18 protein-coding genes are annotated in these 20606 nt (G+C 51.5%); 12 read left to right on the top strand and 6 right to left on the bottom strand.

Features of this window, described 5'->3' with window-relative positions; translation table 11 throughout:
- Nucleotides 1–281 precede the first annotated feature (281 nt).
- Nucleotides 282–782, top strand: a complete 501-nt coding sequence (gene uraD / locus KP22_RS09160; RefSeq protein ID WP_039303414.1) for a 2-oxo-4-hydroxy-4-carboxy-5-ureidoimidazoline decarboxylase — start codon at nt 282–284, stop codon at nt 780–782.
- On the top strand, nt 779–1114 hold the full coding sequence (uraH, locus tag KP22_RS09155; protein ID WP_039323868.1) for a hydroxyisourate hydrolase: 336 nt from the start codon (nt 779–781) through the stop codon (nt 1112–1114). Before uraD ends, uraH begins: the two co-directional genes overlap by 4 nt.
- Here the strand turns inward: uraH and xdhC are convergent.
- The 4 genes from xdhC to guaD are packed head-to-tail and all read right to left on the bottom strand — an operon-like array spanning nt 1094 to nt 6981.
- Nucleotides 1094–1879 carry a xanthine dehydrogenase accessory protein XdhC gene (gene xdhC, locus KP22_RS09150; RefSeq protein ID WP_039323866.1) on the bottom strand — a complete coding sequence of 262 codons (786 nt, stop codon included), beginning with the start codon at nt 1877–1879 and terminating at the stop codon, nt 1094–1096. The genes uraH and xdhC overlap by 21 nt on opposite strands.
- Nucleotides 1876–4230 (bottom strand): xanthine dehydrogenase molybdopterin binding subunit, encoded by a 2355-nt coding sequence (gene xdhB / locus KP22_RS09145; RefSeq protein ID WP_039323864.1) that lies wholly within the window; start codon nt 4228–4230, stop codon nt 1876–1878. Before xdhB ends, xdhC begins: the two co-directional genes overlap by 4 nt.
- Nucleotides 4220–5653 (bottom strand): xanthine dehydrogenase small subunit, encoded by a 1434-nt coding sequence (xdhA, locus tag KP22_RS09140; protein WP_039323861.1) that lies wholly within the window; start codon nt 5651–5653, stop codon nt 4220–4222. Before xdhA ends, xdhB begins: the two co-directional genes overlap by 11 nt.
- On the bottom strand, nt 5650–6981 hold the full coding sequence (guaD, locus tag KP22_RS09135) for a guanine deaminase (RefSeq protein ID WP_039323858.1): 1332 nt from the start codon (nt 6979–6981) through the stop codon (nt 5650–5652). The genes xdhA and guaD overlap by 4 nt, the downstream gene beginning before the upstream one ends.
- Before the next feature lie 642 nt (nt 6982–7623).
- Here guaD and lpxP point away from each other — a divergent pair.
- Nucleotides 7624–8547 (top strand): kdo(2)-lipid IV(A) palmitoleoyltransferase, encoded by a 924-nt coding sequence (gene lpxP, locus KP22_RS09130; RefSeq protein ID WP_039303432.1) that lies wholly within the window; start codon nt 7624–7626, stop codon nt 8545–8547.
- A gap of 43 nt (nt 8548–8590) precedes the next feature.
- Here lpxP and KP22_RS09125 read toward each other — a convergent pair whose 3' ends face one another.
- Nucleotides 8591–10075 carry an NCS1 family nucleobase:cation symporter-1 gene (locus KP22_RS09125; protein ID WP_052012501.1) on the bottom strand — a complete coding sequence of 495 codons (1485 nt, stop codon included), beginning with the start codon at nt 10073–10075 and terminating at the stop codon, nt 8591–8593.
- A 149-nt stretch (nt 10076–10224) separates the two neighbouring features.
- Between KP22_RS09125 and KP22_RS09120 the strand changes: the two genes are divergently transcribed.
- Genes KP22_RS09120 through puuE form a run of 3 tightly spaced genes read left to right on the top strand, consistent with a single transcriptional unit; the run spans nt 10225 to nt 12653 of the window.
- Nucleotides 10225–10947, top strand: coding sequence for a GntR family transcriptional regulator (locus KP22_RS09120; RefSeq protein ID WP_039324025.1), 723 nt, complete (start codon nt 10225–10227; stop codon nt 10945–10947).
- Nucleotides 10944–11681 carry an aspartate/glutamate racemase family protein gene (locus KP22_RS09115; RefSeq protein WP_039303435.1) on the top strand — a complete coding sequence of 246 codons (738 nt, stop codon included), beginning with the start codon at nt 10944–10946 and terminating at the stop codon, nt 11679–11681. Before KP22_RS09120 ends, KP22_RS09115 begins: the two co-directional genes overlap by 4 nt.
- Before the next feature lie 12 nt (nt 11682–11693).
- On the top strand, nt 11694–12653 hold the full coding sequence (puuE, locus tag KP22_RS09110) for an allantoinase PuuE (RefSeq protein ID WP_052012500.1): 960 nt from the start codon (nt 11694–11696) through the stop codon (nt 12651–12653).
- Nucleotides 12654–12844: 191 nt separating this feature from the next.
- On the opposite strand, the gene KP22_RS09105 is transcribed toward puuE, so the two are convergent.
- On the bottom strand, nt 12845–13261 hold the full coding sequence (locus KP22_RS09105) for a hypothetical protein (RefSeq protein ID WP_039323855.1): 417 nt from the start codon (nt 13259–13261) through the stop codon (nt 12845–12847).
- 216 nt (nt 13262–13477) lie between these two features.
- Between KP22_RS09105 and KP22_RS09100 the strand changes: the two genes are divergently transcribed.
- From KP22_RS09100 to KP22_RS09075, 6 genes are all read left to right on the top strand, one after another.
- Nucleotides 13478–14833 (top strand): NCS2 family permease, encoded by a 1356-nt coding sequence (locus KP22_RS09100; protein ID WP_039303442.1) that lies wholly within the window; start codon nt 13478–13480, stop codon nt 14831–14833.
- A 464-nt stretch (nt 14834–15297) separates the two neighbouring features.
- A complete protein-coding gene (locus KP22_RS09095) occupies nt 15298–16944 on the top strand; it encodes a Na+/H+ antiporter (protein ID WP_039323852.1) in 1647 nt (548 codons plus the stop codon).
- A 343-nt stretch (nt 16945–17287) separates the two neighbouring features.
- Complete coding sequence (locus KP22_RS09090) at nt 17288–17998, top strand: response regulator transcription factor (protein WP_039303447.1); 711 nt, start codon at nt 17288–17290, stop codon at nt 17996–17998.
- Nucleotides 17976–19505, top strand: coding sequence for a sensor histidine kinase (locus KP22_RS09085; RefSeq protein WP_039323849.1), 1530 nt, complete (start codon nt 17976–17978; stop codon nt 19503–19505). The genes KP22_RS09090 and KP22_RS09085 overlap by 23 nt, the downstream gene beginning before the upstream one ends.
- Before the next feature lie 312 nt (nt 19506–19817).
- Nucleotides 19818–20039, top strand: coding sequence for a Flp family type IVb pilin (locus tag KP22_RS09080; protein WP_010295686.1), 222 nt, complete (start codon nt 19818–19820; stop codon nt 20037–20039).
- Between the two features lie 7 nt (nt 20040–20046).
- Entirely contained in the window at nt 20047–20598 is a 552-nt protein-coding gene (locus tag KP22_RS09075; protein ID WP_039303454.1) for an A24 family peptidase, read from the top strand.
- Nucleotides 20599–20606 lie beyond the last annotated feature (8 nt).

Below are 20606 nucleotides of genomic sequence, written 5' to 3'. Positions count from 1 at the left end.
ACGACGAAGACGTGCAATAAATGCACAACGACAGTGCAACATTGCTGTCACATTGCGCAATGAAAGGGCGTTAACGGTTTGCGGGAATCAACGGTGCGAAAAAACGGTAATGGTGTTGCAGCCTGCATTGCGCTACACACGATATGCAGCAGATTTGTCGGGTGGCGGTGAAAGTGGCGCACTTTGTGCTAGGCATTGAATCATGAAGCGCCTATCCAACAGATGTTAAGGAACCAGACGCTTAATAATGCGCTGATATTGAGTCAGAGGAGTCGTGTGTAATGATCTCACTTGAGCATTTTAATCAGTTGAGCGGAGAAGACGCGGAGGCGCTGCTGTTACCCTGTGTGGCACTCTCCGATTGGGTTGGGCGGGTCGCTCGCGGGCGCCCTTATCAACACATTACCGATGTGCTGGATGCCGGAGAGCAGGCAAGCCGCGATTGGCAACCTGAAGACCTGATGCTGGCGCTCAGTACTCATCCACGTATTGGCGAAAAAGCGGCCGGAGATACGCAGGAAGCGAAACTCTCTCGACAAGAGCAGGCTGCGGTTAACCCTCAGGACGCGATGCTGGCGCGAGCACTGCACGAGGGGAATGCTCGCTATGAGGCACGGTTTGGTTATGTGTTTCTGGTCCGTGCCAAAGGGCGTAGCGCTGAGGAGATAGTGGATATCGTAGAAAGAAGACTACAACACACGCCGGAACAGGAAACGCAGGAAGCTCTGGCTCAACTGCGGGAAATCACATTATTGAGACTGAAAGGAATATTTAACCCATGAGCACGCTGAGTACCCATATTCTGGACATTGCATTAGGTCACCCTGCTATTGGGGTAAAGGTTCGCTTAGAACGGCATGACGCCGCGTGCTGGTGCAGCATCGCTGAAGACGTCACCAATGGCGATGGGCGTATTGCGGCGTTTGTGAACGAGCCGTTACCCGCGGGACATTACCGCCTGACCGCCGCCATCGGAGACTGGTTCGCTGAAGCCAAGCGCGAATCGCTGTTTGTCGAGGCGCAGATTGATTTTCGACTCAGCGCCTCAGGTGGACACTATCATCTGCCGTTTCTGATTTCACCGTGGTCCTGGTCAACCTATCGCGGCAGTTGATGACTGATGATAGACGGCAATAATTTCTCCGGCGATTGCTACGGCAATTTCTGCGGGCAGTTTCCCCTTCACGTCAGGCAGGCCGACCGGACAGCGCATCGTCGCGAGCTGTGATTCACTGATGCCTTTTCCGGTTAGCTGGTAGCTGAAACGCTGGCGTTTCGTTTGCGATCCTATCAGACCAAAGTAACGGTAATCGCCCCGTTTCAGAATCGCCTCTGCCAAGGTTAAATCGCGTGGATGATGGTGCGTCATGACCACGAAATAGCTCCCAGCGGGGCTGTCTGTCACCGCATCCACTGGGTCATCCAGATGCCGGGCGATCACCCCCGGCGGCATGTGCCGGAACATCTCGTTCCGCTCATCAACCCACGACACCCGGCAGGGCAGGGTGGCAAGTAACGACACCAGTGCACGGCCAACATGTCCGGCACCAAAGACCACGATGTGCGGCTGCGGCAGAATGAGTGGCTCCAGCAACACCATTGTCATCCCGCCGCAACACTGTCCTGCTCTCGCGCCGAGGTTAAAACGTTCAATACGTGGCTGGGTGGCATGGTGTATTAACATATCGCGTGCAATGGCGATGCATTGGTATTCCAGATTGCCGCCGCCGATGGTCAGCCAGCTATCCTGCCGTGTGACGATCATTTTGGTTCCACCATCGCGGGGAACCGATCCTTGCTCGCCCAGCAGCGTGAGCAGAATGCATTCTTCATGACGGGTGTATAAATCATTCAGTATCGTAATCCATGTATCGTTCATGGTGCCTCCCGCAGCGACTGTATTCCCCAGAATACGCGTTCTGGCGTGGCGGGGGCGTCAAGATGCGGGTGTTGATGATAGCCAGCGACACTTGCCACCGCATCCTGTAATGCGCACCAGACGGATATGCCGAGCATGAAAGGGGGTTCGCCAACCGCTTTTGAACGATAAACGGTCTGCTGTGGGTTGGCGTGGTTTTCCAGCAGGTAAACGCGAAAATCGGGGGGGATATCGCTGATAGCCGGGATTTTATAACTCATAGGGCTGTCGGTAAGCAGACGTCCATCCTCGTTCCAGACCAGTTCTTCACAGGTGAGCCATCCGGCACCTTGAATAAAGCCCCCTTCAATCTGACCGATATCCAGTGCGGGATTCAGTGACTGCCCCACATCATGCAAAATATCTGTGCGTAGCAGACGATATTCTCCGGTTAAAGTATCGACAATCACCTCTGAGCAGGCCGCGCCATAGGCAAAATAGTAAAACGGTTGGCCTCGTCCTGCGGCACGGTCGTAGTGAATACCGGGAACCTTGTAAAAGCCGGTAGCGGAGAGCGGAACCTGATTGAGCCACGCCATGTTGGCGATATCAGCAAAACGAAAATATTTTCCCGGCACCTGGACGATTCCATTACGAAAGGCAACGTCCTGTTCATCGCAGTGGTGCAATCGGCACAACATCTCTGTCAGCCGCGTTTTTAGCGTTTGTGCCGCGATTTCCGCCGCTTTACCGTTCAGATCGGCACCTGATGAAGCCGCGGTCGGGGAGGTATTAGGCACTTTGCCTGTATTCGTGGCGGTGACTTGAATGGTTTCCAGGGGAATTTGCAGCACCTCAGCCACGACCTGCGCGACTTTCGTATTCAGTCCTTGCCCCATTTCAGTACCGCCGTGGTTCAACTGCACCGTGCCGTCGGTGTAGATCAGAATTAACGCGCCCGCCTGGTTTAAAAAACTTGAGGTAAAGGAAATACCAAATTTTACAGGCGTGAGTGCCAGACCGCGTTTGAGAATCGGGCTGGTTGCGTTGAATGTGCGGATCGCTTCACGGCGTACCTGATAATCTGCGCGTTGCTCCAACTGCTGGGTGATTACTGATAGGGGATTGTCTTCTATCGTTTGCCAATAGTGTGTGATGTTACGCTCTGTTTTGCCGTAGTAATTACGCTGGCGAATCGTCAACGGATCGCACCCCAGCTCGCGAGCGATGCGATCCATAATTTGCTCGATGGCCACCATACCCTGCGGGCCGCCGAACCCGCGATAGGCGGTATTGGAGGCCAAATGCGTGCGGCAGCGATAGCCTGTGATGCGTGCATCACCGAGATAGTAGGCATTGTCCGCATGAAACATCGCGCGATCGCAGATCGAACCTGAAAGATCGAGCGCATAGCCGCAGTTTGCCGCCAGATCGATGACCACACCGTGCAGCATGCCGTCATCGGTGAAGCCAACATCATAACGAACGAAAAAGGGATGCCGTTTACCGGTTGTCCGCATATCATCACGACGGCTCAAACGCAGTTTTGCGGGGCGTGCTGTCAGATGAGCCGCCAGAGCGGCATGGCAGGCGATACTCGCCGCTTGCGTCTCCTTACCGCCAAATCCTCCTCCCATTCTGCGCATATCGACGGTCACCTTGTTCATGGTGATACCGAGTACCGATGAAACCAGTTTTTGTACCTCGGTAGGGTGTTGCGTGGAGGAGAAAATCTGAAGGCTGTTGTCTTCTCCCGGCAAGGCCATCGCTATCTGTCCCTCCAGATAGAAATGCTCCTGCCCGCCAATATGAAACTGACCTTGGATACGGTGAGGTGCGTGAGTCAACGCCGTCTCTACTTCTCCGCGTTGATGTACATGCGGCGCTTCCACCCAAAACTCGCGGTGTAGTGCCTCTTCTACATCCAGCACGGCTTCCAGAGGCTGGTAGGTGATGCTTACTGCCCTGGCTCCAGCCTGCGCTGCTTCCCAGGTTTCTGCTACGACGGTCAGCACAACCTGACCGTGATACTCCACCGTTTCTTTGGCAAACAGCGGTTCGCCCGGTGCCAGTGCCCCGACATCCAGTTCACCGGGGACGTCTTGCCACCCCAGAACCCGAATCACGCCCGGCATAGCCAAACACGCCTGCGTATCAACGTTGAGAATACGGGCGTGGGCGTGTTCGCTCAGTACCGGACAGAGATGTAATAATCCGGGCAATGTCTGTTTATCATCCACATATTCAGCCTGACCGCTCACGTGTTTGTCTGCGCTTTCGTGCTTCTGCCTACGCCCCGCACCGTCTGCCAATTCACGATGAAACTGTTCCATCAGCATCCGTTCGGACAGTTGTTCTGGATTACTCGACATAGGCATCAACCTCCAGAGCCGTCTGCGGGTGGGACTGCTGCAAGACGTAGCGCCGCAGCAGATTTCGTGCAATAGCGAGGCGATAAGCTCCGCTGCCGCGAAAATCACTTAGCGGTGAAAAATCCTGTGCCAGCGCGGCGCAGGCAGAATCTAAGGCATCAGATAAAGGGCGGTATAGCAACGCTTGTTCACACGTCATTGCTCGTGATGGTGTTGCTGCCATGCCGCCGAATCCTATACGCGCTTCCACTACCCGGCCTTCTTCTACCAGGATATTGAATGCGCCAAAGACCGTGGAGATATCGTCATCACGCCGCTTAGACACTTTCCAGGCGGCGAAGGATGGGGAAATTCCGCTGCGAGGAATGACGATATCGCGGATAAACTCGCCCGGCTGTAAGGCGGTTTTACGATAGGCAAGAAAAAACTGATCGAGGGGAAGCTCACGCGTCTGGTCGCCGCGCTGTAGCACCAGATGGGCATTGAGTGCCAGTAGCATCGGCGCGCCGTCGCCAATTGGTGAGGCATTGGCGAGATTTCCCGCCAGCGTACCTTGATTGCGTATCTGGCAGGAAGCGAATCTCGACAACGCCTGACTAAAGGCTGGAATCAGTGTTTCCAGAGCGTGCTGGCAACGCTGAAGTGTGACTCCTGCACCGAGTACGATCGTGCGATCTGTTATCGTGATGGCTTTCAGCGCCTCGACTTGATGCAGGGCGATGATGCGCTCAAGACGCTGGTGGTGTTGAGTTACGTTAAGGGCTAAGTCAGTGCCGCCAGCCAACAAAGAGGCTGAGGGATGGCGCAGACAGAGCGCCGCCAGTTCCGATAGCGTAGTGGGAAGCAGGCAGGTTTGATCTGGATGATTTTCGATTGCCTTCAGCCGTATTTCACGTAGCCGACCTGCGGTTTGTTGTGCGAGTGTCTCGAAACGATCGTTCACTTCACGTCCGCAGACCTGCTGTGCGGCGGCGATAATAGGTCGGTAGCCCGTGCAGCGACACAAGTTGCCCGCTAACTGTTGCTCAATCGCGTGTAGGGAGCCTGGACAGCCGGACTTCTGCAATGCAAATGTCGACATCACAAAGCCCGGTGTACAAAACCCACATTGGGAAGCATGGCAGTCTGCCATGGCTTGTTGCACTGGGTGAAGTAGGCCGTTGTCAGCCAGATCTTCTACTGTTAGCAACTGTTTGCCGTGAAGTTGGCTCAGCAGCGTGATACAGCTATTGGCAGTCTGGTAGGTCATGCCTTCTATTGCTGGTTCGCCGATGACCACGGTGCAGGCGCCACAGTCACCCGACGCACATCCTTCTTTGGTTCCACTGCGTCTTTCCTGCGTGCGCAGCCAGCGCAGTATTGTGGTATCCGGTGCCACATCCGTTACTGTTTTCAGCGTTTGGTTCAGCAAAAACTGGATCATGCGGCGTCCTCCACGTCATCCTGACGCCAGACGCAGTGGCCATTAACCCAGGTATGCCAGATATTGCGATCGTCCCCCAACGTCATCAGTAAAAATAGCTTCTCATGGATATCATGGCTGTTCGCCAGACGCATTTTTTGCAGCGGGCTAACGGCCAGATCCAGCACCACGAAATCCGCCTCTTTGCCCGGCATAAAATTGCCGATGTAACGATCGAGATCGAGGGCGTGAGCCCCGCCGAGTGTCGCATGATAGAAAGCCTGACAGGCATGGAGCTTGCTGCCTTGCAGTTGAGCGACCTTGTAGGCTTCTCCAAGGGTTTGCAGCATGTTAAACGTTGTGCCCGCACCGATATCAGTGCCAATCCCCACACGTACGCCGTGATCGAGACAGGTATGAAGCGGAAAGAGACCGCTCCCAAGAAATAAGTTTGAGGTGGGGCAGAAGGCGATGGCGGAGTCTGTTTCACGCAGGCAGTCCCACTCACACGGTTCAAGGTGAATCGCATGGGCAAAGACGCTACGTTTGCCGGTCATATGATAATGGTGGTACACACCAAGGTAGCTGCTGTGCTCGGGCCAGAGTGTTTTTACCCACGCCACCTCGTCGGTATTTTCACTTAAATGGGTATGTAGCCAGACATCAGGAAATTCATACCGCAACTGTTCTATCACGCGCATGAGCTCCGGTGAGGATGTTGGTGCGAAACGGGGTGTCAGCGCGTAGTTAATACGACCAGTATTGTGCCAGCGTAGAATCAGGTCGCGAGTTTGTTGATAGCTCTGTTCTGGCGTTTCGATCAGATAAGGTGGGGCATTTCTGTCCATCATCACCTTGCCTGCGATAAGACGCATTTCAAGACTGCTTGCTGCACGGAACAGCGCTTCTACCGATTCTGGATGCACAGTGCCGAATACCAGTGCTGTGGTCGTCCCGTTAGCAAGTAGCTGGTTGAGAAAGAAGACCGACATGGCGGCAGCATAGTCACTGTCAGCATATTTGCTTTCCGTTGGAAAAGTATAGGTTTGCAGCCACTCTAGCAGCTGTTCTCCCCAGGCACCGACCATCTCGGTTTGAGGATAGTGGAGATGCGTGTCGACAAAGCCAGGCACAATCAGCTTGTCGCGATAATCGATATAGTCTGTTGGATGGCGCAACCAGTGGCGTCCCTCTTCCCATTCCACTAGTGCAGCGATATGGCTACCGTCCAGGAATAGCAATCCATCGTCAAGGTTACGGCTCAGTTTCATCATGTCATCTGGCCGCGTCGCCAGGCCAGTGATGTCGAAAAACTGGCTGCGTAATGCACGGGTATAAGTCATCGTCATCGTGAAACCTCTTTTTATACGAAGGCATTCCTTCGTGTGCTTAGCCTGCACGTAAATGAGCTACGCGCTGCTATGCCTTTGCCGCAGATGACGAGAAATTTGCAAATAACATGCCAGTGTATAAATTTATTGATTTTTAATTATGTGTTTGTAAATATTGGATTTTTATTTTGTTGCGCAACAAAAATTCAAAATAATGAAAAAATAGCGTTATTTTCCTGTTTGCAAACGGTTGCTAATATTCGTAACCGTTTGCGTGTTTCGGATAACAGAATAATACTCTGTTGAATGCGGGGGTTTTTCTTGTAATGGCGCAGGGTGGCGTGAAAACTTGCCCCATCATCGTGCATCTGCTCATTGGGGTTAGTCACTCATGCTGATGAATATTTCTTGGGGGCTACTCTTTAATTAAACCTGAATCAGGTATAATAGATTCTACCGTCAGCCGTTCATCGGCTGTGCAACATTCCCTCTGTGTTATCAGCATGTTTATCCTGCTTTTTAACCTTATGCGCGGTAACGGTCAGAAGTAAGTTTTCCACACAGCTGAAACGATCCCGATAAATAAGTGTCATGATAGATGTAGCGCGATGAGAACGACTCTTTATGCGGTACGCTGTTAATCACTTAAAGATGAGTATCATGAAGATTAAGCAAACATTTACCAGGGCATTACTCCACCCACGCTATTGGACGACTTGGTTCGGTCTTGGCGTGCTGTTTTTATTAGTCCAACTTCCTTATCCGCTGTTGATGAAAATCGGAAGCAGCGCAGGTCGTTTATCCCGTCTCTTTCTTAAACGTCGAGTGTCGATTGCTCGACGCAATCTTGAACTATGTTTCCCCACGATCTCCGATGACGAACGGGAAGCCATGATCGACAGCAACTTTGCCTCTCTCGGAATGGCATTGGTCGAAACTGGCATGGCCTGGTTCTGGCCCGATCGTCGCGTGCGCCACTGGTTTGATGTTTCAGGGTTGGAACATTTACAGCGCGCCACCGCAAAAGGTCAGGGCGTGATGGTGATTGGTATTCACTTCATGTCGCTGGAACTTGGCGGTAGGGCGATGGGGTTGTGTCAGCCGATGATGGCAATGTACCGTCCGCACAACAATAAAGCGATGGAAATGGTGCAAACCTGGGGACGTTCTCGCTCGAACAAGGCGATGATCGACCGTAAAGATCTGCGTGGTATGGTGCAGGCACTGAAACGTGGTGAAGCGGTATGGTTCGCTCCCGATCAGGATTACGGCCCTAAAGGTAGCGTATTTGCGCCTTTCTTTGCGGTGAAAAATGCGGCGACCACCAGCGGCACCTACACCATCAGCCGTCTGGCAAAACCCGCGATGATGACGACTGTGCTGATTCGTAAGCCCGATGCTCTGGGTTATCAACTGGTGATTCAGCCTGAATTACAGGGTTATCCTTATCATGATGAACAGGCGGCGGCCTGCTATATGAATAAGGTGATTGAGAAAGAAATCATGCGCGCGCCTGAACAGTATCTCTGGCTGCATCGTCGTTTTAAAACTCGCCCAACAGGCGAAGTTTCACTCTACGCTTGATAAGGCGGCGCCGCAGGATTCTCTATGCGGCGCCCGTTGTTTCTTACTCTTTCTCTAACAGCATCCCACGGGTAGCAAAGGATTTTTTAGCCGCGCCGACGCGCTCGTGGCGTGCTAAATAACGGTAGCAGCCCGCCGCCAGGAATGCGCCGATAAACCAGCTGAAGTTGGCTGCATCGCGCCACTGTGGAGTAAAGCTGATGACCAGACCGATGGCTACCGCAGGAATTAATGCCATCAGCGCGTTCGGATTGAACCCGTTTCGGTACCAGTATCGTCCTTTCGGCGTCGCATCGAAGAGATCGTCCACATAGATTTTCCCGCCTTTGATAACGTAGAAATCCATAAGCAGAATACCAAATAGTGGGCCGATAAAGGCACCGAGTACATCGAGCGTGTAATGAATCAGCTCCGGTGAATTGAAGAGATTCCAGGGCGTAAGTAGGACAGAACCGACCGCGGCGATCATACCCCCAGTGCGGAAACTGATGCGCTGTGGCGAGCAGTTGGAGAAATCGAAAGCCGACGAGACGAAATTGGCGACAATATTAATCCCGATAGTCGCGATAATCATGGTCAGTACGCCAAGCGCAACGGCAAAGCCACTGCCAATGTGTGTGACGGTTTCAATGGGATCGGTAATCATACGCCCAAACAGTGACTGGGTTCCTGAAACAATAACGACGGTGATGATAGAAAACAGCAGGAAATTAAACGGCAGTCCCCAACGATTGCCGCGGCGAATCTCCTGCATACTCTTGCCATAGCGAGAAAAGTCGCCAAAATTTAATAGTGGGCCGGAAAAATAGGAAACCACCAGCGCTGTCGCGGTAAGCATCTGCCAGGTCTGTTCGCTGGTCGTCAGTGTTTTGCTGCTCAGTGTAAAAGAAATATTTTCCCATCCGGTTTGGTAAATAATCCAGACGGCCAGCAGCGTCATGACCACATAGACTGCGGGGCCGGCAAAGTCGATAAAGCGCTTAATCGCGTTCATGCCATGCCAAAACACCATGGCTTGCAGAAACCACATGATGCCAAAACACATCCATCCTAGCGCCGACAGCCCGAGCCAGTGTGTTTGCGTTAGCGGCGCGAGATCCGGGTAGAACTTTAGTAGGACCAGCATTAGGGCATGGGCAGCGAGGTAGGTCTGAATTCCGTACCATGCAAAGGCGATTAAACCTCGTATCACGGCGGGGATATTGGCACCGAATACGCCGAATGCCTGACGGCAGACCACGGCATAAGGAACGCCAGCCATCTGGCTCGGTTTAGCAACCAGATTGGCACAAATCTGCACAATACAGATCCCCACCAGTAGGCACATGAGTACCTGCCAGCTTGCTAATCCCAGTGTGAAAAAGCTGGCTGCGACAACATAGCCCCCCATACTGTGCACATCCGACATCCAGAATGAAAAAATATTGTACCAGGACCATGTTTGAACGCGGGTCGGGGCCAGATCCGCATTGCATAATTTCGGGCTGTACGTATCAGTACCATTATCCGCGCTAATTTTTTCTGGCATGGAATCTGCTCCCTTTACTCTGATCGTTAAATGAATGACGTTGTATATAAAACGACGTTGCATGAATCAGGCCAGAATTCACTTTTTTGTATACATTAATGATCTATCGTGTGTACGATTTATGGATGCTGTTACAACGAGAAAATGAGATGAACTACACCTACGGACTTGAAAGCGCGGCATTCTCACAGCAAAAAGATGACGTTATTTACCAGGCACTGCTCAACGCGATTGTTGAACATCAACTGTTGCCTGGAACAAAGTTGCCGGAGGAAGCGCTGGCTGATGTGTTTGACGTGAGCAGAACGGGGATCAGAAAAGTGTTGCAGCGTCTTGCGGTGGTGCAAATGGTCACGCTAACGCCCAAACGTGGTGCACAGGTAGCGACGCCTTCGGTGGAAGAAGCTCGAGAAATTTTTAAGACGCGCCGTTTTATCGAATGTGCCAATCTGTCTGAGGTGATCTCGCACTGTCGATCGCCTCATTTGGCCGCGTTGAATAAGCTGAATATCGCGGAACAGAAAGCGCATGCTGATAAAAATGGGGCGGAAGCTATTCGTCTGTCAGCCGTGTTCCATATTCAGCTACAGGCGATTTCTGGCAACGCAGTGTTAACGGGAATTGTCTCGCAACTGACGTTGCGCTCATCGCTGGTCATTGCTGCTTATGGGGCCCCATGGCAGCAAGGGTGCCGGTGTCACGATCACCATGACCTTCTCACACTGCTGCGTGATAAAAATGCTACAGCGCTGTCCGAGGCGATGACTCGGCATTTCGACGATATTGTTGCCAGCCTGCGTTTTGACAGGGATGAAAATACCGAGCCTGATTTTTGCCGCTTGTTCGGCCATTTTAAGGAGAAGCTCGCATGAAATCGCTGTTGATTCAGGTGATTAATCCCAATACTAGCCTTGCTATGACGGAAACGATCGGGATGGCTGCCCGTGCTGTTGCTGCCCCTGGAACGGAGATTATGGCGGTGTCGCCTTCTCAGGGTGTGCCTTCTATTGAAGGGCACTTTGATGAAGCCATTGCCGCGGTTGGCGTATTGGAACAGATAAAGCAGGGAAAAGCGCAGGGTGTTGATGGACATATCATCGCCTGCTTTGGCGATCCAGGACTGCTCGCAGCTCGAGAGGTTGCCAGCAAGCCGGTAATTGGTATTGCGGAAGCGGCCATGCATATGGCGACACTGGTAGCAACGCGTTTCTCTATTGTCACCACGCTGCCGCGAACCGTCGTTATCGCCCGCCATTTATTACAGCGTTATGGCTTTGAGCATCACTGTGCCGCACTGCATGCCATCGATTTACCCGTGCTCGCGCTAGAGCAAGATGGCGATATCGCACAGAAGAAAGTGCGCGAATATTGTATACAATCTTTGCATCATGATGGCATCGGAGCCATTGTACTCGGCTGTGGCGGAATGGCCGACCTGGCACAAGATCTGACCCATGAACTGGCGATCCCCGTCATTGACGGTGTCAGCGCGGCTGTCAAATTGATTGAGTCTTTGTCAGCTCTGGGGCTGACAACCAGTAAGCACGGCGATCTGGATTATCCGACCGCCAAGCCGTTAAGCGGCATTTTCAGTACATTGCGTTAAGGAAATCAGACGATGATAAAAGAATCTGCCGCATTAATTGATGCGATTAACCGTGATTATCCACGCGATCTCATTGGGTATGCGGGAACGCCACCGCAGGCTAACTGGCCCGGAAATGCCAGAATTGCGGTTCAGTTTGTGCTGAACTATGAGGAAGGCGCAGAAAATAACGTTTTGCATGGCGATGCGGGCTCCGAACAGTTTTTGTCCGATATTATTGGCGCAGCGAGTTATCCCGACCGCCATATGTCAATGGATTCACTGTATGAATATGGTTCTCGCGCAGGGTTTTGGCGCATTCATCAGGAGTTCCTGCGACGCGGTCTGCCGCTGACGGTATTTGGCGTCGCAATGGCATTGGCACGTAATCCTGAGATTGTGCATGCAATTAAGTCGGCTAATTATGATGTGGTGAGCCACGGCTGGCGTTGGATTCATTATCAAAATATGGATATTGAAACAGAACGTGAACATATGAATAAAGCGATCGATGTGCTCACCGCGCTATTCGGTCAGCCGCCATTGGGCTGGTATACTGGTCGAGACAGCCCCAACACCCGTCAGTTGGTGGTCGATCAAGGCAGTTTTTGGTACGACAGCGACTACTATGGTGATGATTTGCCGTTCTGGATGCCAGTGAAAAAAAGTACTGGTGATGTGCATCCGCACCTTATTGTGCCGTATACCCTTGACGCCAATGATATGCGTTTTGCCTCACCGCAGGGGTTTAACAGCGGCGATCAGTTTTTCAGCTATTTGAAAGACAGCTTTGATGTGCTTTATGCCGAAGGGGAGACTGCACCAAAAATGCTGTCCATCGGTATGCATTGTCGTTTACTCGGCAGGCCGGGACGTTTTCGTTCCCTACAGCGTTTCCTGGACTATATCCAGCAGCATGAGCGCGTATGGATTTGTCGTCGTCAGGACATTGCAGAGCACTGGCGTGTGAATCATCCCTATATCGCGCAGTAAAGCACACTGAATACCACAAACAAAAATGGCCGCCGGAGGGCAGCCATTTTAGGGTGGTTAACATACTCTGAGTACGATTAACGGAAGATAGCGTGGGGGTTAACACCGCGATAGGTTTTGCCCAACGCTTTTAATATTTGATTGATTTTGCGGACAACGCGCATCTTTTTATCCCCACGATTCTTAAATAATTATTGGTTGAAAGTACCAAAGTTGATGTTGATATTTTCAAACATAGCGATGATTTTGTTCAGCAGTTTCATGGTCATTTCCTCGTTGTTAGGTGATTTGTTTTCTGTGATGCTGTTCACGTTTTTAAGAATACTCGCCCTGATACGGAGGGTCAACTTTTTTGTGATGTGAATCACAAAAAAATGAACGATCAGTTTGTGAAGGGTAAACCGCTGTTTTGATTTTCGTCTAATAACCCTTTCTGCTTTTTCTTCATACTGGTGCGTTTTTAGCGAGTTATCGGATTGACGATTACCTGTACTGGCTGCGCATTTCCTTATCGGAAAGATGAAGTGAGATAGGTAAATTGTCTCGATTAGCAGTTGAAATAAGCGCAAGGGAAGCGGGATAATCGTGCGCTTCGCATTGCCTGCCATCGTCTTAACCAGCTTGTTTTAGTACAGCCTGTTTTGGGTCGGCAATGTCTTGAGACAGTAACGTTTTTCCGGTTCTGCATTCAGCGAGCTAATCGTTTGCGTGCAGGGCTATACGGTTCATCGTGTGTCTGTAATGTTGGCGCGCTCGCAGAGCAAGGCCACGGGAGCCGTTCAGTATTGATCTTAAATAATAATGACATTTCAGGGGATACCACTATGCCAAACACCACCCGTCAGGCTGGCTCGCAAGGCTCGCTTGATGCTTTTTTCAAAATTACACAGCGCGGCAGTAACGTGCGTCAGGAAGTGTTAGCAGGCCTGACGACGTTCCTGGCCATGGTTTACTCGGTGATTGTGGTGCCGAGTATGCTGGGCAAGGCTGGCTTCCCGCCAGCGGCCGTATTCGTTGCGACCTGTCTGGTTGCCGGACTGGGATCGCTGCTGATGGGGTTGTGGGCTAATCTGCCGATGGCGATTGGCTGTGCGATTTCTCTGACCGCATTCACCGCGTTCAGTCTGGTGCTGGGACAGCAAATCAGTATTCCCGTAGCGCTGGGTGCGATTTTCCTGATGGGTGTGCTGTTTACCATCATTTCCGTCACGGGCATCCGTTCATGGATCTTGCGTAACCTGCCGCTGGGTGTGGCACACGGTACAGGGATTGGTATCGGTCTGTTCCTGCTGATTATTGCCGCCAACGGTGTGGGTCTGGTGGTAAAAAACCCGATTGACGGTCTGCCAGTTGCGCTGGGCGACTTCACCTCTTTCCCCGTCATTATGTCTCTGTTGGGGCTGGCGGCGACCATCGGTTTAGAGAAGCGTCGCGTACCGGGCGGTATTTTGCTGGTTATCGTCGTGATCTCTGTTCTGGGACTGATTTTTGATCCGAACGTAAAATACGCTGGCTTCTTTGCATTGCCGAGCCTGACGGCTGCCGACGGTTCATCGCTGATCTTCAGCCTTGATATCATGGGCGCGTTGCAGCCGCTGGTTCTGCCAAGTGTGTTGGCACTGGTAATGACCGCGGTGTTCGATGCTACGGGTACGATCCGTGCGGTAGCCGGACAGGCAAATCTGCTGGATAAAGACGGGCAAATCATCAACGGTGGTAAGGCTCTGACCGCAGACTCCGTGAGCAGCATTTTCTCTAGCTTGGTCGGAACGTCACCGGCAGCGGTCTACATCGAATCCGCAGCGGGTACGGCAGCCGGTGGTAAAACGGGCTTAACGGCAACGGTAGTTGGTGTGCTGTTCCTGCTGCTGCTGTTTGTCTCTCCGTTAGCGTATCTGGTCCCTGGCTATGCTACCGCGCCAGCGCTGATGTACGTCGGTCTGCTGATGTTGGGCAACGTCTCCAAGCTGAATTTTGATGATTTCGTTGATGCGATGTCCGGTTTGGTATGTGCCGTATTCATCGTACTGACTTGTAACATCGTGACCGGTATCATGCTGGGCTTTGGTGCGTTGGTATTAGGACGCATCTGTTCCGGCGAATGGCGTAAACTGAACATCGGCACCGTGATTATCGCTGTCGCACTGGTGGTGTTCTACGCTGGCGGCTGGGCGCTGTAATCCCTTCCAACAGACCTTCTGGCTCGGTCCAGAAGGTCTGTCATTCCCCGTTTTCCCTCCTTCATCATCACCGGCGTCAAATGCGATTTTATGTGCCCTTTTATTGGCTTTGGGTTGATGTTACTTGTGTGATAATCAAGAAAGTAATTATCCGTCATACTTCAAACCGCATGTGCGTTGGCAATACTCGGCTCATCTCTGAGCCTCGCCCTGAAGGGCTGCCGCTAGCGGCGTTCAAATCGGCTTAGCCGATTTGTCCTCGCTCACCCCAGTCACTTACTGATGTAAGCTCCCGGGGATTCGCTGTGTCGCCGCCTTCTTGCAGCTTGAATTATTTAGGATGAAACCTCTCTTCTTTACCGAGAAATCCATTTTCATACCGGACTAAATGCGTTAAATATGGAAGGGCAGTTCACGCGCTCGCAGGCAGAATTTTTTGATTTAGGAGTACGTCTAAGGAAAGCATGGAAATATTTTTTACGATTCTTATTTTGACCCTGGTTGTCTCGCTGTCCGGGGTGGTTACGCGCATTTTACCTTTTCAAGTTCCTCTGCCTTTAATGCAAATCGCGCTGGGTGCTATCCTTGCCTGGCCCCAGTTTGGGTTGCACGTTGATTTTAATCCTGAACTATTTATGGTGCTTTTCATTCCTCCGCTGCTGTTTGCCGACGGTTGGAAAACACCCACGCGTGAGTTCCTGAGGCACGGTCGGGAAATTATCGGTCTGGCGCTGGTTCTGGTGCTGATTACCGTGGTTGGCATCGGCTATTTCATCTACTGGATGGTGCCGGGAATGCCGCTGATTGCTGCTTTTGCGCTGGCTGCCGTGCTGTCGCCGACGGATGCCGTTGCACTGTCTGGTATCGTGGGTGAAGATCGCATTCCGAAAAAGCTAATGGGCATTTTGCAGGGCGAAGCATTGATGAATGATGCGTCCGGCCTGGTGTCGCTGAAGTTTGCTGTCGCTATTGCGATGGGGACGATGGTATTTACGGTTTCCGGTGCGACGCTGGAATTTATTCAGGTAGCGCTGGGCGGGCTGTTGGCAGGCGTTGGCGTGACCTGGATATTTGGTAAATCGCTGCGGGTTATCAGCCGCTGGAGCGGTGATGATGCCGCAACGCAGATCGTACTGCTGCTGCTGCTGCCCTTTGCGTCGTATCTGATTGCAGAACACATCGGTGTGTCGGGCATTTTGGCTGCGGTAGCGGCGGGGATGACGATTGGTCAGTCAGGTGTGATTCGTAGCGCGCCACTGACGATGAGAATGCGTGCCAACGGCGTGTGGTCGATGCTGGAATTTGTGTTCAACGGCATGGTGTTCATCATGCTGGGTCTGCAATTGCCGGGCATTCTGGAAACTTCGGTTACGCAGGCGGAGCTGGATCCAACGGTTGAAACCTGGATGCTGTTTACCGATATTGCGATCATCTATGGTGCCTTATTGCTGCTACGTTTTAGCTGGCTGTGGATGATGAAAACATACAGCACGCACATCCAAAAAAAGCGCCCGATGGTATTCGCCGAGTTTTCCACGCGTGAACTGTGGATCGCTTCCTTTGCCGGCGTCCGAGGGGCGATTACGCTGGCGGGTGTGCTGTCTATTCCGCTGTTGCTGACTGACGGCACAGCGTTTCCGTCACGCTATCAGCTGGTGTTTATCGCCACGGGCGTCATTTTGTTCTCTCTGCTGTGTGGCGTACTGGCGCTACCGTTTCTGCTGCGCGGTGTGGTAGTGGCGGACAAAGCGGCGCATGCCAAAGAAATCCGCATGGCGCGGATGGCCGTGGCGGAGGTGGCGATCAAAAGCATGCACAAAATGGAGGAGCGTCTGGCTGCCGATCGAGAGGAAAACATTGATGAGCAGGTGCTGAAAGAAGTCAGCGCACGTGTCATTGGTAATCTACGTCGACGGCTAATCAATAAAGACGATCCTGAAAACGGCATGTTGATTGAAGATCTTGAACGGCGTTTTCGTCTGACTGCGCTGAATTCTGAACGTGCGGAGCTGTACCACCTGCGGGCCACGCAGCAGATCAGCAATGAAACGTTGCAAAAAATGCTGCGCGATCTCGATCTGATGGAAGCGCTCTTGATCGAAAATGAGTAAGACGCAGTGAGGCGCTCCCCGCTACCGCGTTGATTTCTTTCTCTTCTCTTTCCTTCCTCTACATCCCCATGGCGTAAGCGATGGGGATGTTTTTTATGCGCTCAACCTAAGAACTCCGTCAGGCGATTGTAAACTGCTTGTCACTAAATGATAATGATTGTTATTATCTGTAGGGCAATTCTCATAAATAGAAAGTTTAGCAGTAGAAAACCAGAAATAAAAAACGGCCCGCACGGTATCAACATCGTGTGGGGTGAATGGCTGTTTGAAGGACCAGGTAAAAAATAAACGGACATTAACCCTGAATTAATTAGGTAATAAGCCACGTTTATAGGGGAAAATTATGCGTGTATTAGTGGTTGATGATGATTCTGTGCTGTGCCATTGGCTCGGGTCTAAATTACATTCCCACGGCCATTCTTGCCGGATGGTGCACGATGGCGCACACGCATTAAAAGCGATCAAGGATGAAGTTTATGATGTCGTTCTGTTGGACAGAATGCTCCCCATCATGGATGGGTTTACGGTATTACGTGAATTACAAGGGTCACGTCATCCGCCTATTATGCTGCTCTCGGCGCTGGATCGTGATGTCGATCGGGTGATGGGGTTAGAGCTTGGCGCTGAAGACTATCTCGGCAAGCCTTTTAATTTTAATGAGCTTAGATTACGTCTGGATATTATGGCGCGACGCGGTAAACGCCATGTCGATAATCCCTCTATGCTGACTTTTGAAGATCTGCAACTCGACCGTATGCAGCGCGTAGCATGGCGCGGCGGTAAGCGCATTGACTTGACAGATAAAGAAATCAAGTTACTGATTATATTGATGGAAAATCCGGGTCAGGCAATTACGCGCACAATGCTGTTAGAACGTGTATGGGGCTACAATTTTGATCCGCAAACCAATCTAATCGACGTTCATATGTCAAAGCTGCGGTCGAAAATTGATAAAGGATTCCCTCGTCCATTAATTAAAACGCTGAGAGCGATGGGCTACGCATTAGGCGCGGTAGATAAGGACAAAACGGATGTTGGCAGCCACGCTGAATAAAATAAAAATAAAGAGGCTGGGGCAGCGCTGGCAGATAAAAATAAAACACTGGCAATTACTGGGGGCAAGCCAATACCCCGGCTTTTTATGCACCTCTAATTTTCGTCAGGCAATAACCATTGTTTTTCTGTTCTTATTGATGATGCTGATGTGTATTGTCGGCTTCAGTTCATTAAGCGAAACACTGATTCGAACGCATGTCCGTGAAGTTATTCTGGGTAATATTTACGATTACTCGATGCAGTCGCGTTTAACGAATGCTGATAGCCTGATTGCGCAATTACGGCAGGATAATCGCGCGAAGGGAGATGAATTACCGCTGTTTCTGGTGATGAATAAACACGGCGATATTCTGTATCATAATCATCCATTAAGAACGCATTCATTAAACACGGATTCTTTAAGAACACCCCCACTAACGCCTGATTCTGCCAACATGCATCCTTTTGAAATGCGTCAGCATACTGATTGCCGGATGGATGTCAGCTGTCTTAAAGCCGAAATTTCCAGCCCAGACGGCCCTAATCTGATCGGTTTGTCCGTCATGTTGGATGATGGGGGCGTGCTGTTTACCGCTTACAACATTCGGCCCATGTTAGAGCGGGTGAGGACGATCCCGCTCGTGGCGGGGGCGGGATTATTTATCGTGCTGCTCTTCTGCCTGTTTGTCAGCCGCCATTTCAGCTTACGTAGCTTGCGCAGCGTGGAGAAAATCCGCGCGGCGCTGCATCGCTACAGCAGCGGTGAGCAACAGGTACGCATGCCGCTGTCGCCTTACGACGATGATTTTGACAGCCTGAGCGCCGATATTAACCAGAATCTGGAACGGATTGAACGCCTGATGGAGCAAGTGCGCAATACCTCGAGCCATGTCGCGCACGAGCTGCGTACTCCGTTGACGCATCTGCAAAATCGTCTGTTCAACCTGACTGAGCGTGCAGGGCTGGATAACGACATTCGTGATGAATTGAATCTGGCGGTGGATGAGGTACATAAAATCCTTGGGTTGTTCCGTACCGTGATGCGTATCGGTGAAATCGAAAGCGGGCGCTGCGTGCACCAGTTTGAGAACATTGAGGCGCGCCAACTACTGGAAGAAATTGCCGAATATTATCAACCGCTGGCGGAAACGCGCGGCTGTCGCTTGAAGATTGAAATCAAAGCCGGAATCCAGCTCTTTGGCGACCGTGCACTGCTGTTTCAGGCGCTGGCAAATCTGGTGGAAAATGCGCTGAAATACGCGGCACAGGGGAAATACATCACGTTGAGCGTGACGCTTTATCGCGGATGGATCGCCCTAAGCGTTGCTGACCGTGGTCCGGGCATTCCGCCTGCACAGCACGCCAAAGCGCTACAGCGTTTTCAGCGGCTGGATACCTGGTTTCAGTCTGGCTATGGGCTAGGATTGTCTTTGGTTCAGGCGATTACCGATCTGCACGGCGGCAAACTCTATCTGGACTCCTCCGAGCCGGGATTGAACGTCTATCTCTGCCTTAACCGTTGTTGATGTCTTTTTTCTCTCGATCAATATCACGCGTGGTAAGTAGTTTGTACTCTGTTTACCACGACGACCTTCCGTTGTTTTTATGAATATCCCTGCAAAAAATATGAATATTTATTAATTTTCTCCGTAATGAAGCCTACATTAATTATTGATTTATATTGATAATTTTTTTTATGGAAAGATTAACGAATATTAATGTTCTGCTGCTTGCGGCGTTTGATAATAAGTCTCATTATTAATTTTATTATCATCATGGCACCCCCGAATCCCCGAGTAGGCCATGATTTCTTTGGCTGCGGATTAGAGAGTCTTCCTATGAAAAATATGAAAGCAAAATTGCGTTCTTTCCTGCGTGACGAGAGCGGTGTAACGGCGATCGAATACGGCATTCTTGCCGCGGCAATGGCGGCGGCTATCGGGGCGATTTTCGGCGGCGACGGTATTTTCGTCAAAGCGCTGAATGAAAAATTCACCCAAATCGCCGACCAAATTACCGGCACGGGAACCAGCGGCGGTACGTCCGGCGCAGCGAAATAAGCGCGAGATGGCGGATTACACGCACTGGCCGCAGACGGCATTGCTGATGGGGTGCCTGCTGTGGTGTATCAGTACCGACCTGCTAGTACGCAAAATTACCAATCAGGCGGTATTGATTTTATTGCTGGGCTGGCTGTTTTTCAGCGTTTCACATGTCCTGCAATCCGGTGCGTTAGATAGGTTGGCACTACAGAAAACGTTATGGGCGCTGCCAGGTGCGGCGGCAGTACTGGTTGTGGGATTTTTGCTTTTCCTCACCGGCAGATTAGGCGCCGGGGATGTCAAGCTGATGAGCGTACTGTGCCTGTGGGTTGGGCAAGGACACCAGATCGTTTTCGTCATGGTAACGGCGCTGGCTGGCGGTGTTTTAGCCCTCAGTCTGCCGCTGCTTAATACCGTACCCACAGCGGTGGCGATAGGCATTCAAACCACCAACCGGATATTCAAGAGTCGGTTACCTATGCCACCCGCGTTGCCCGCCGATCTTTCTCAAGGCATACCTTACGGCGTCGCCATCGCGTTTGGCGCGATGTATGTCCTGATTTTTCCCTTGTTTTAATTCTGTCG

Source organism: Pectobacterium betavasculorum, assembly GCF_000749845.1.
In the GTDB taxonomy this organism is placed as follows: Bacteria; Pseudomonadota; Gammaproteobacteria; order Enterobacterales; family Enterobacteriaceae; genus Pectobacterium; species Pectobacterium betavasculorum.
The sequence above is the reverse complement of the archived record's forward strand: the minus strand, read 5'-3'. Positions and strand labels throughout refer to the sequence as shown.

Bases quoted from the DNA above. Each gene is read 5' to 3' on its own strand.
- KP22_RS09120 (WP_039324025.1), top strand. From the start codon at position 10,225: ATGAACTACACCTACGGACTTGAAAGCGCGGCATTCTCACAGCAAAAA.
- KP22_RS09095 (WP_039323852.1), top strand. From the start codon at position 15,298: ATGGAAATATTTTTTACGATTCTTATTTTGACCCTGGTTGTCTCGCTG.
- KP22_RS09090 (WP_039303447.1), top strand. From the start codon at position 17,288: ATGCGTGTATTAGTGGTTGATGATGATTCTGTGCTGTGCCATTGGCTC.
- KP22_RS09100 (WP_039303442.1), top strand. From the start codon at position 13,478: ATGCCAAACACCACCCGTCAGGCTGGCTCGCAAGGCTCGCTTGATGCT.
- xdhA (WP_039323861.1), bottom strand. From the start codon at position 5,653: ATGATCCAGTTTTTGCTGAACCAAACGCTGAAAACAGTAACGGATGTG.
- KP22_RS09085 (WP_039323849.1), top strand. From the start codon at position 17,976: ATGTTGGCAGCCACGCTGAATAAAATAAAAATAAAGAGGCTGGGGCAG.
- uraD (WP_039303414.1), top strand. From the start codon at position 282: ATGATCTCACTTGAGCATTTTAATCAGTTGAGCGGAGAAGACGCGGAG.
- guaD (WP_039323858.1), bottom strand. From the start codon at position 6,981: ATGACGATGACTTATACCCGTGCATTACGCAGCCAGTTTTTCGACATC.
- xdhB (WP_039323864.1), bottom strand. From the start codon at position 4,230: ATGTCGAGTAATCCAGAACAACTGTCCGAACGGATGCTGATGGAACAG.
- xdhC (WP_039323866.1), bottom strand. From the start codon at position 1,879: ATGAACGATACATGGATTACGATACTGAATGATTTATACACCCGTCAT.
- KP22_RS09105 (WP_039323855.1), bottom strand. From the start codon at position 13,261: ATGGCAGGCAATGCGAAGCGCACGATTATCCCGCTTCCCTTGCGCTTA.
- KP22_RS09115 (WP_039303435.1), top strand. From the start codon at position 10,944: ATGAAATCGCTGTTGATTCAGGTGATTAATCCCAATACTAGCCTTGCT.
- uraH (WP_039323868.1), top strand. From the start codon at position 779: ATGAGCACGCTGAGTACCCATATTCTGGACATTGCATTAGGTCACCCT.
- lpxP (WP_039303432.1), top strand. From the start codon at position 7,624: ATGAAGATTAAGCAAACATTTACCAGGGCATTACTCCACCCACGCTAT.
- KP22_RS09125 (WP_052012501.1), bottom strand. From the start codon at position 10,075: ATGCCAGAAAAAATTAGCGCGGATAATGGTACTGATACGTACAGCCCG.
- KP22_RS09075 (WP_039303454.1), top strand. From the start codon at position 20,047: ATGGCGGATTACACGCACTGGCCGCAGACGGCATTGCTGATGGGGTGC.
- KP22_RS09080 (WP_010295686.1), top strand. From the start codon at position 19,818: ATGAAAAATATGAAAGCAAAATTGCGTTCTTTCCTGCGTGACGAGAGC.
- puuE (WP_052012500.1), top strand. From the start codon at position 11,694: ATGATAAAAGAATCTGCCGCATTAATTGATGCGATTAACCGTGATTAT.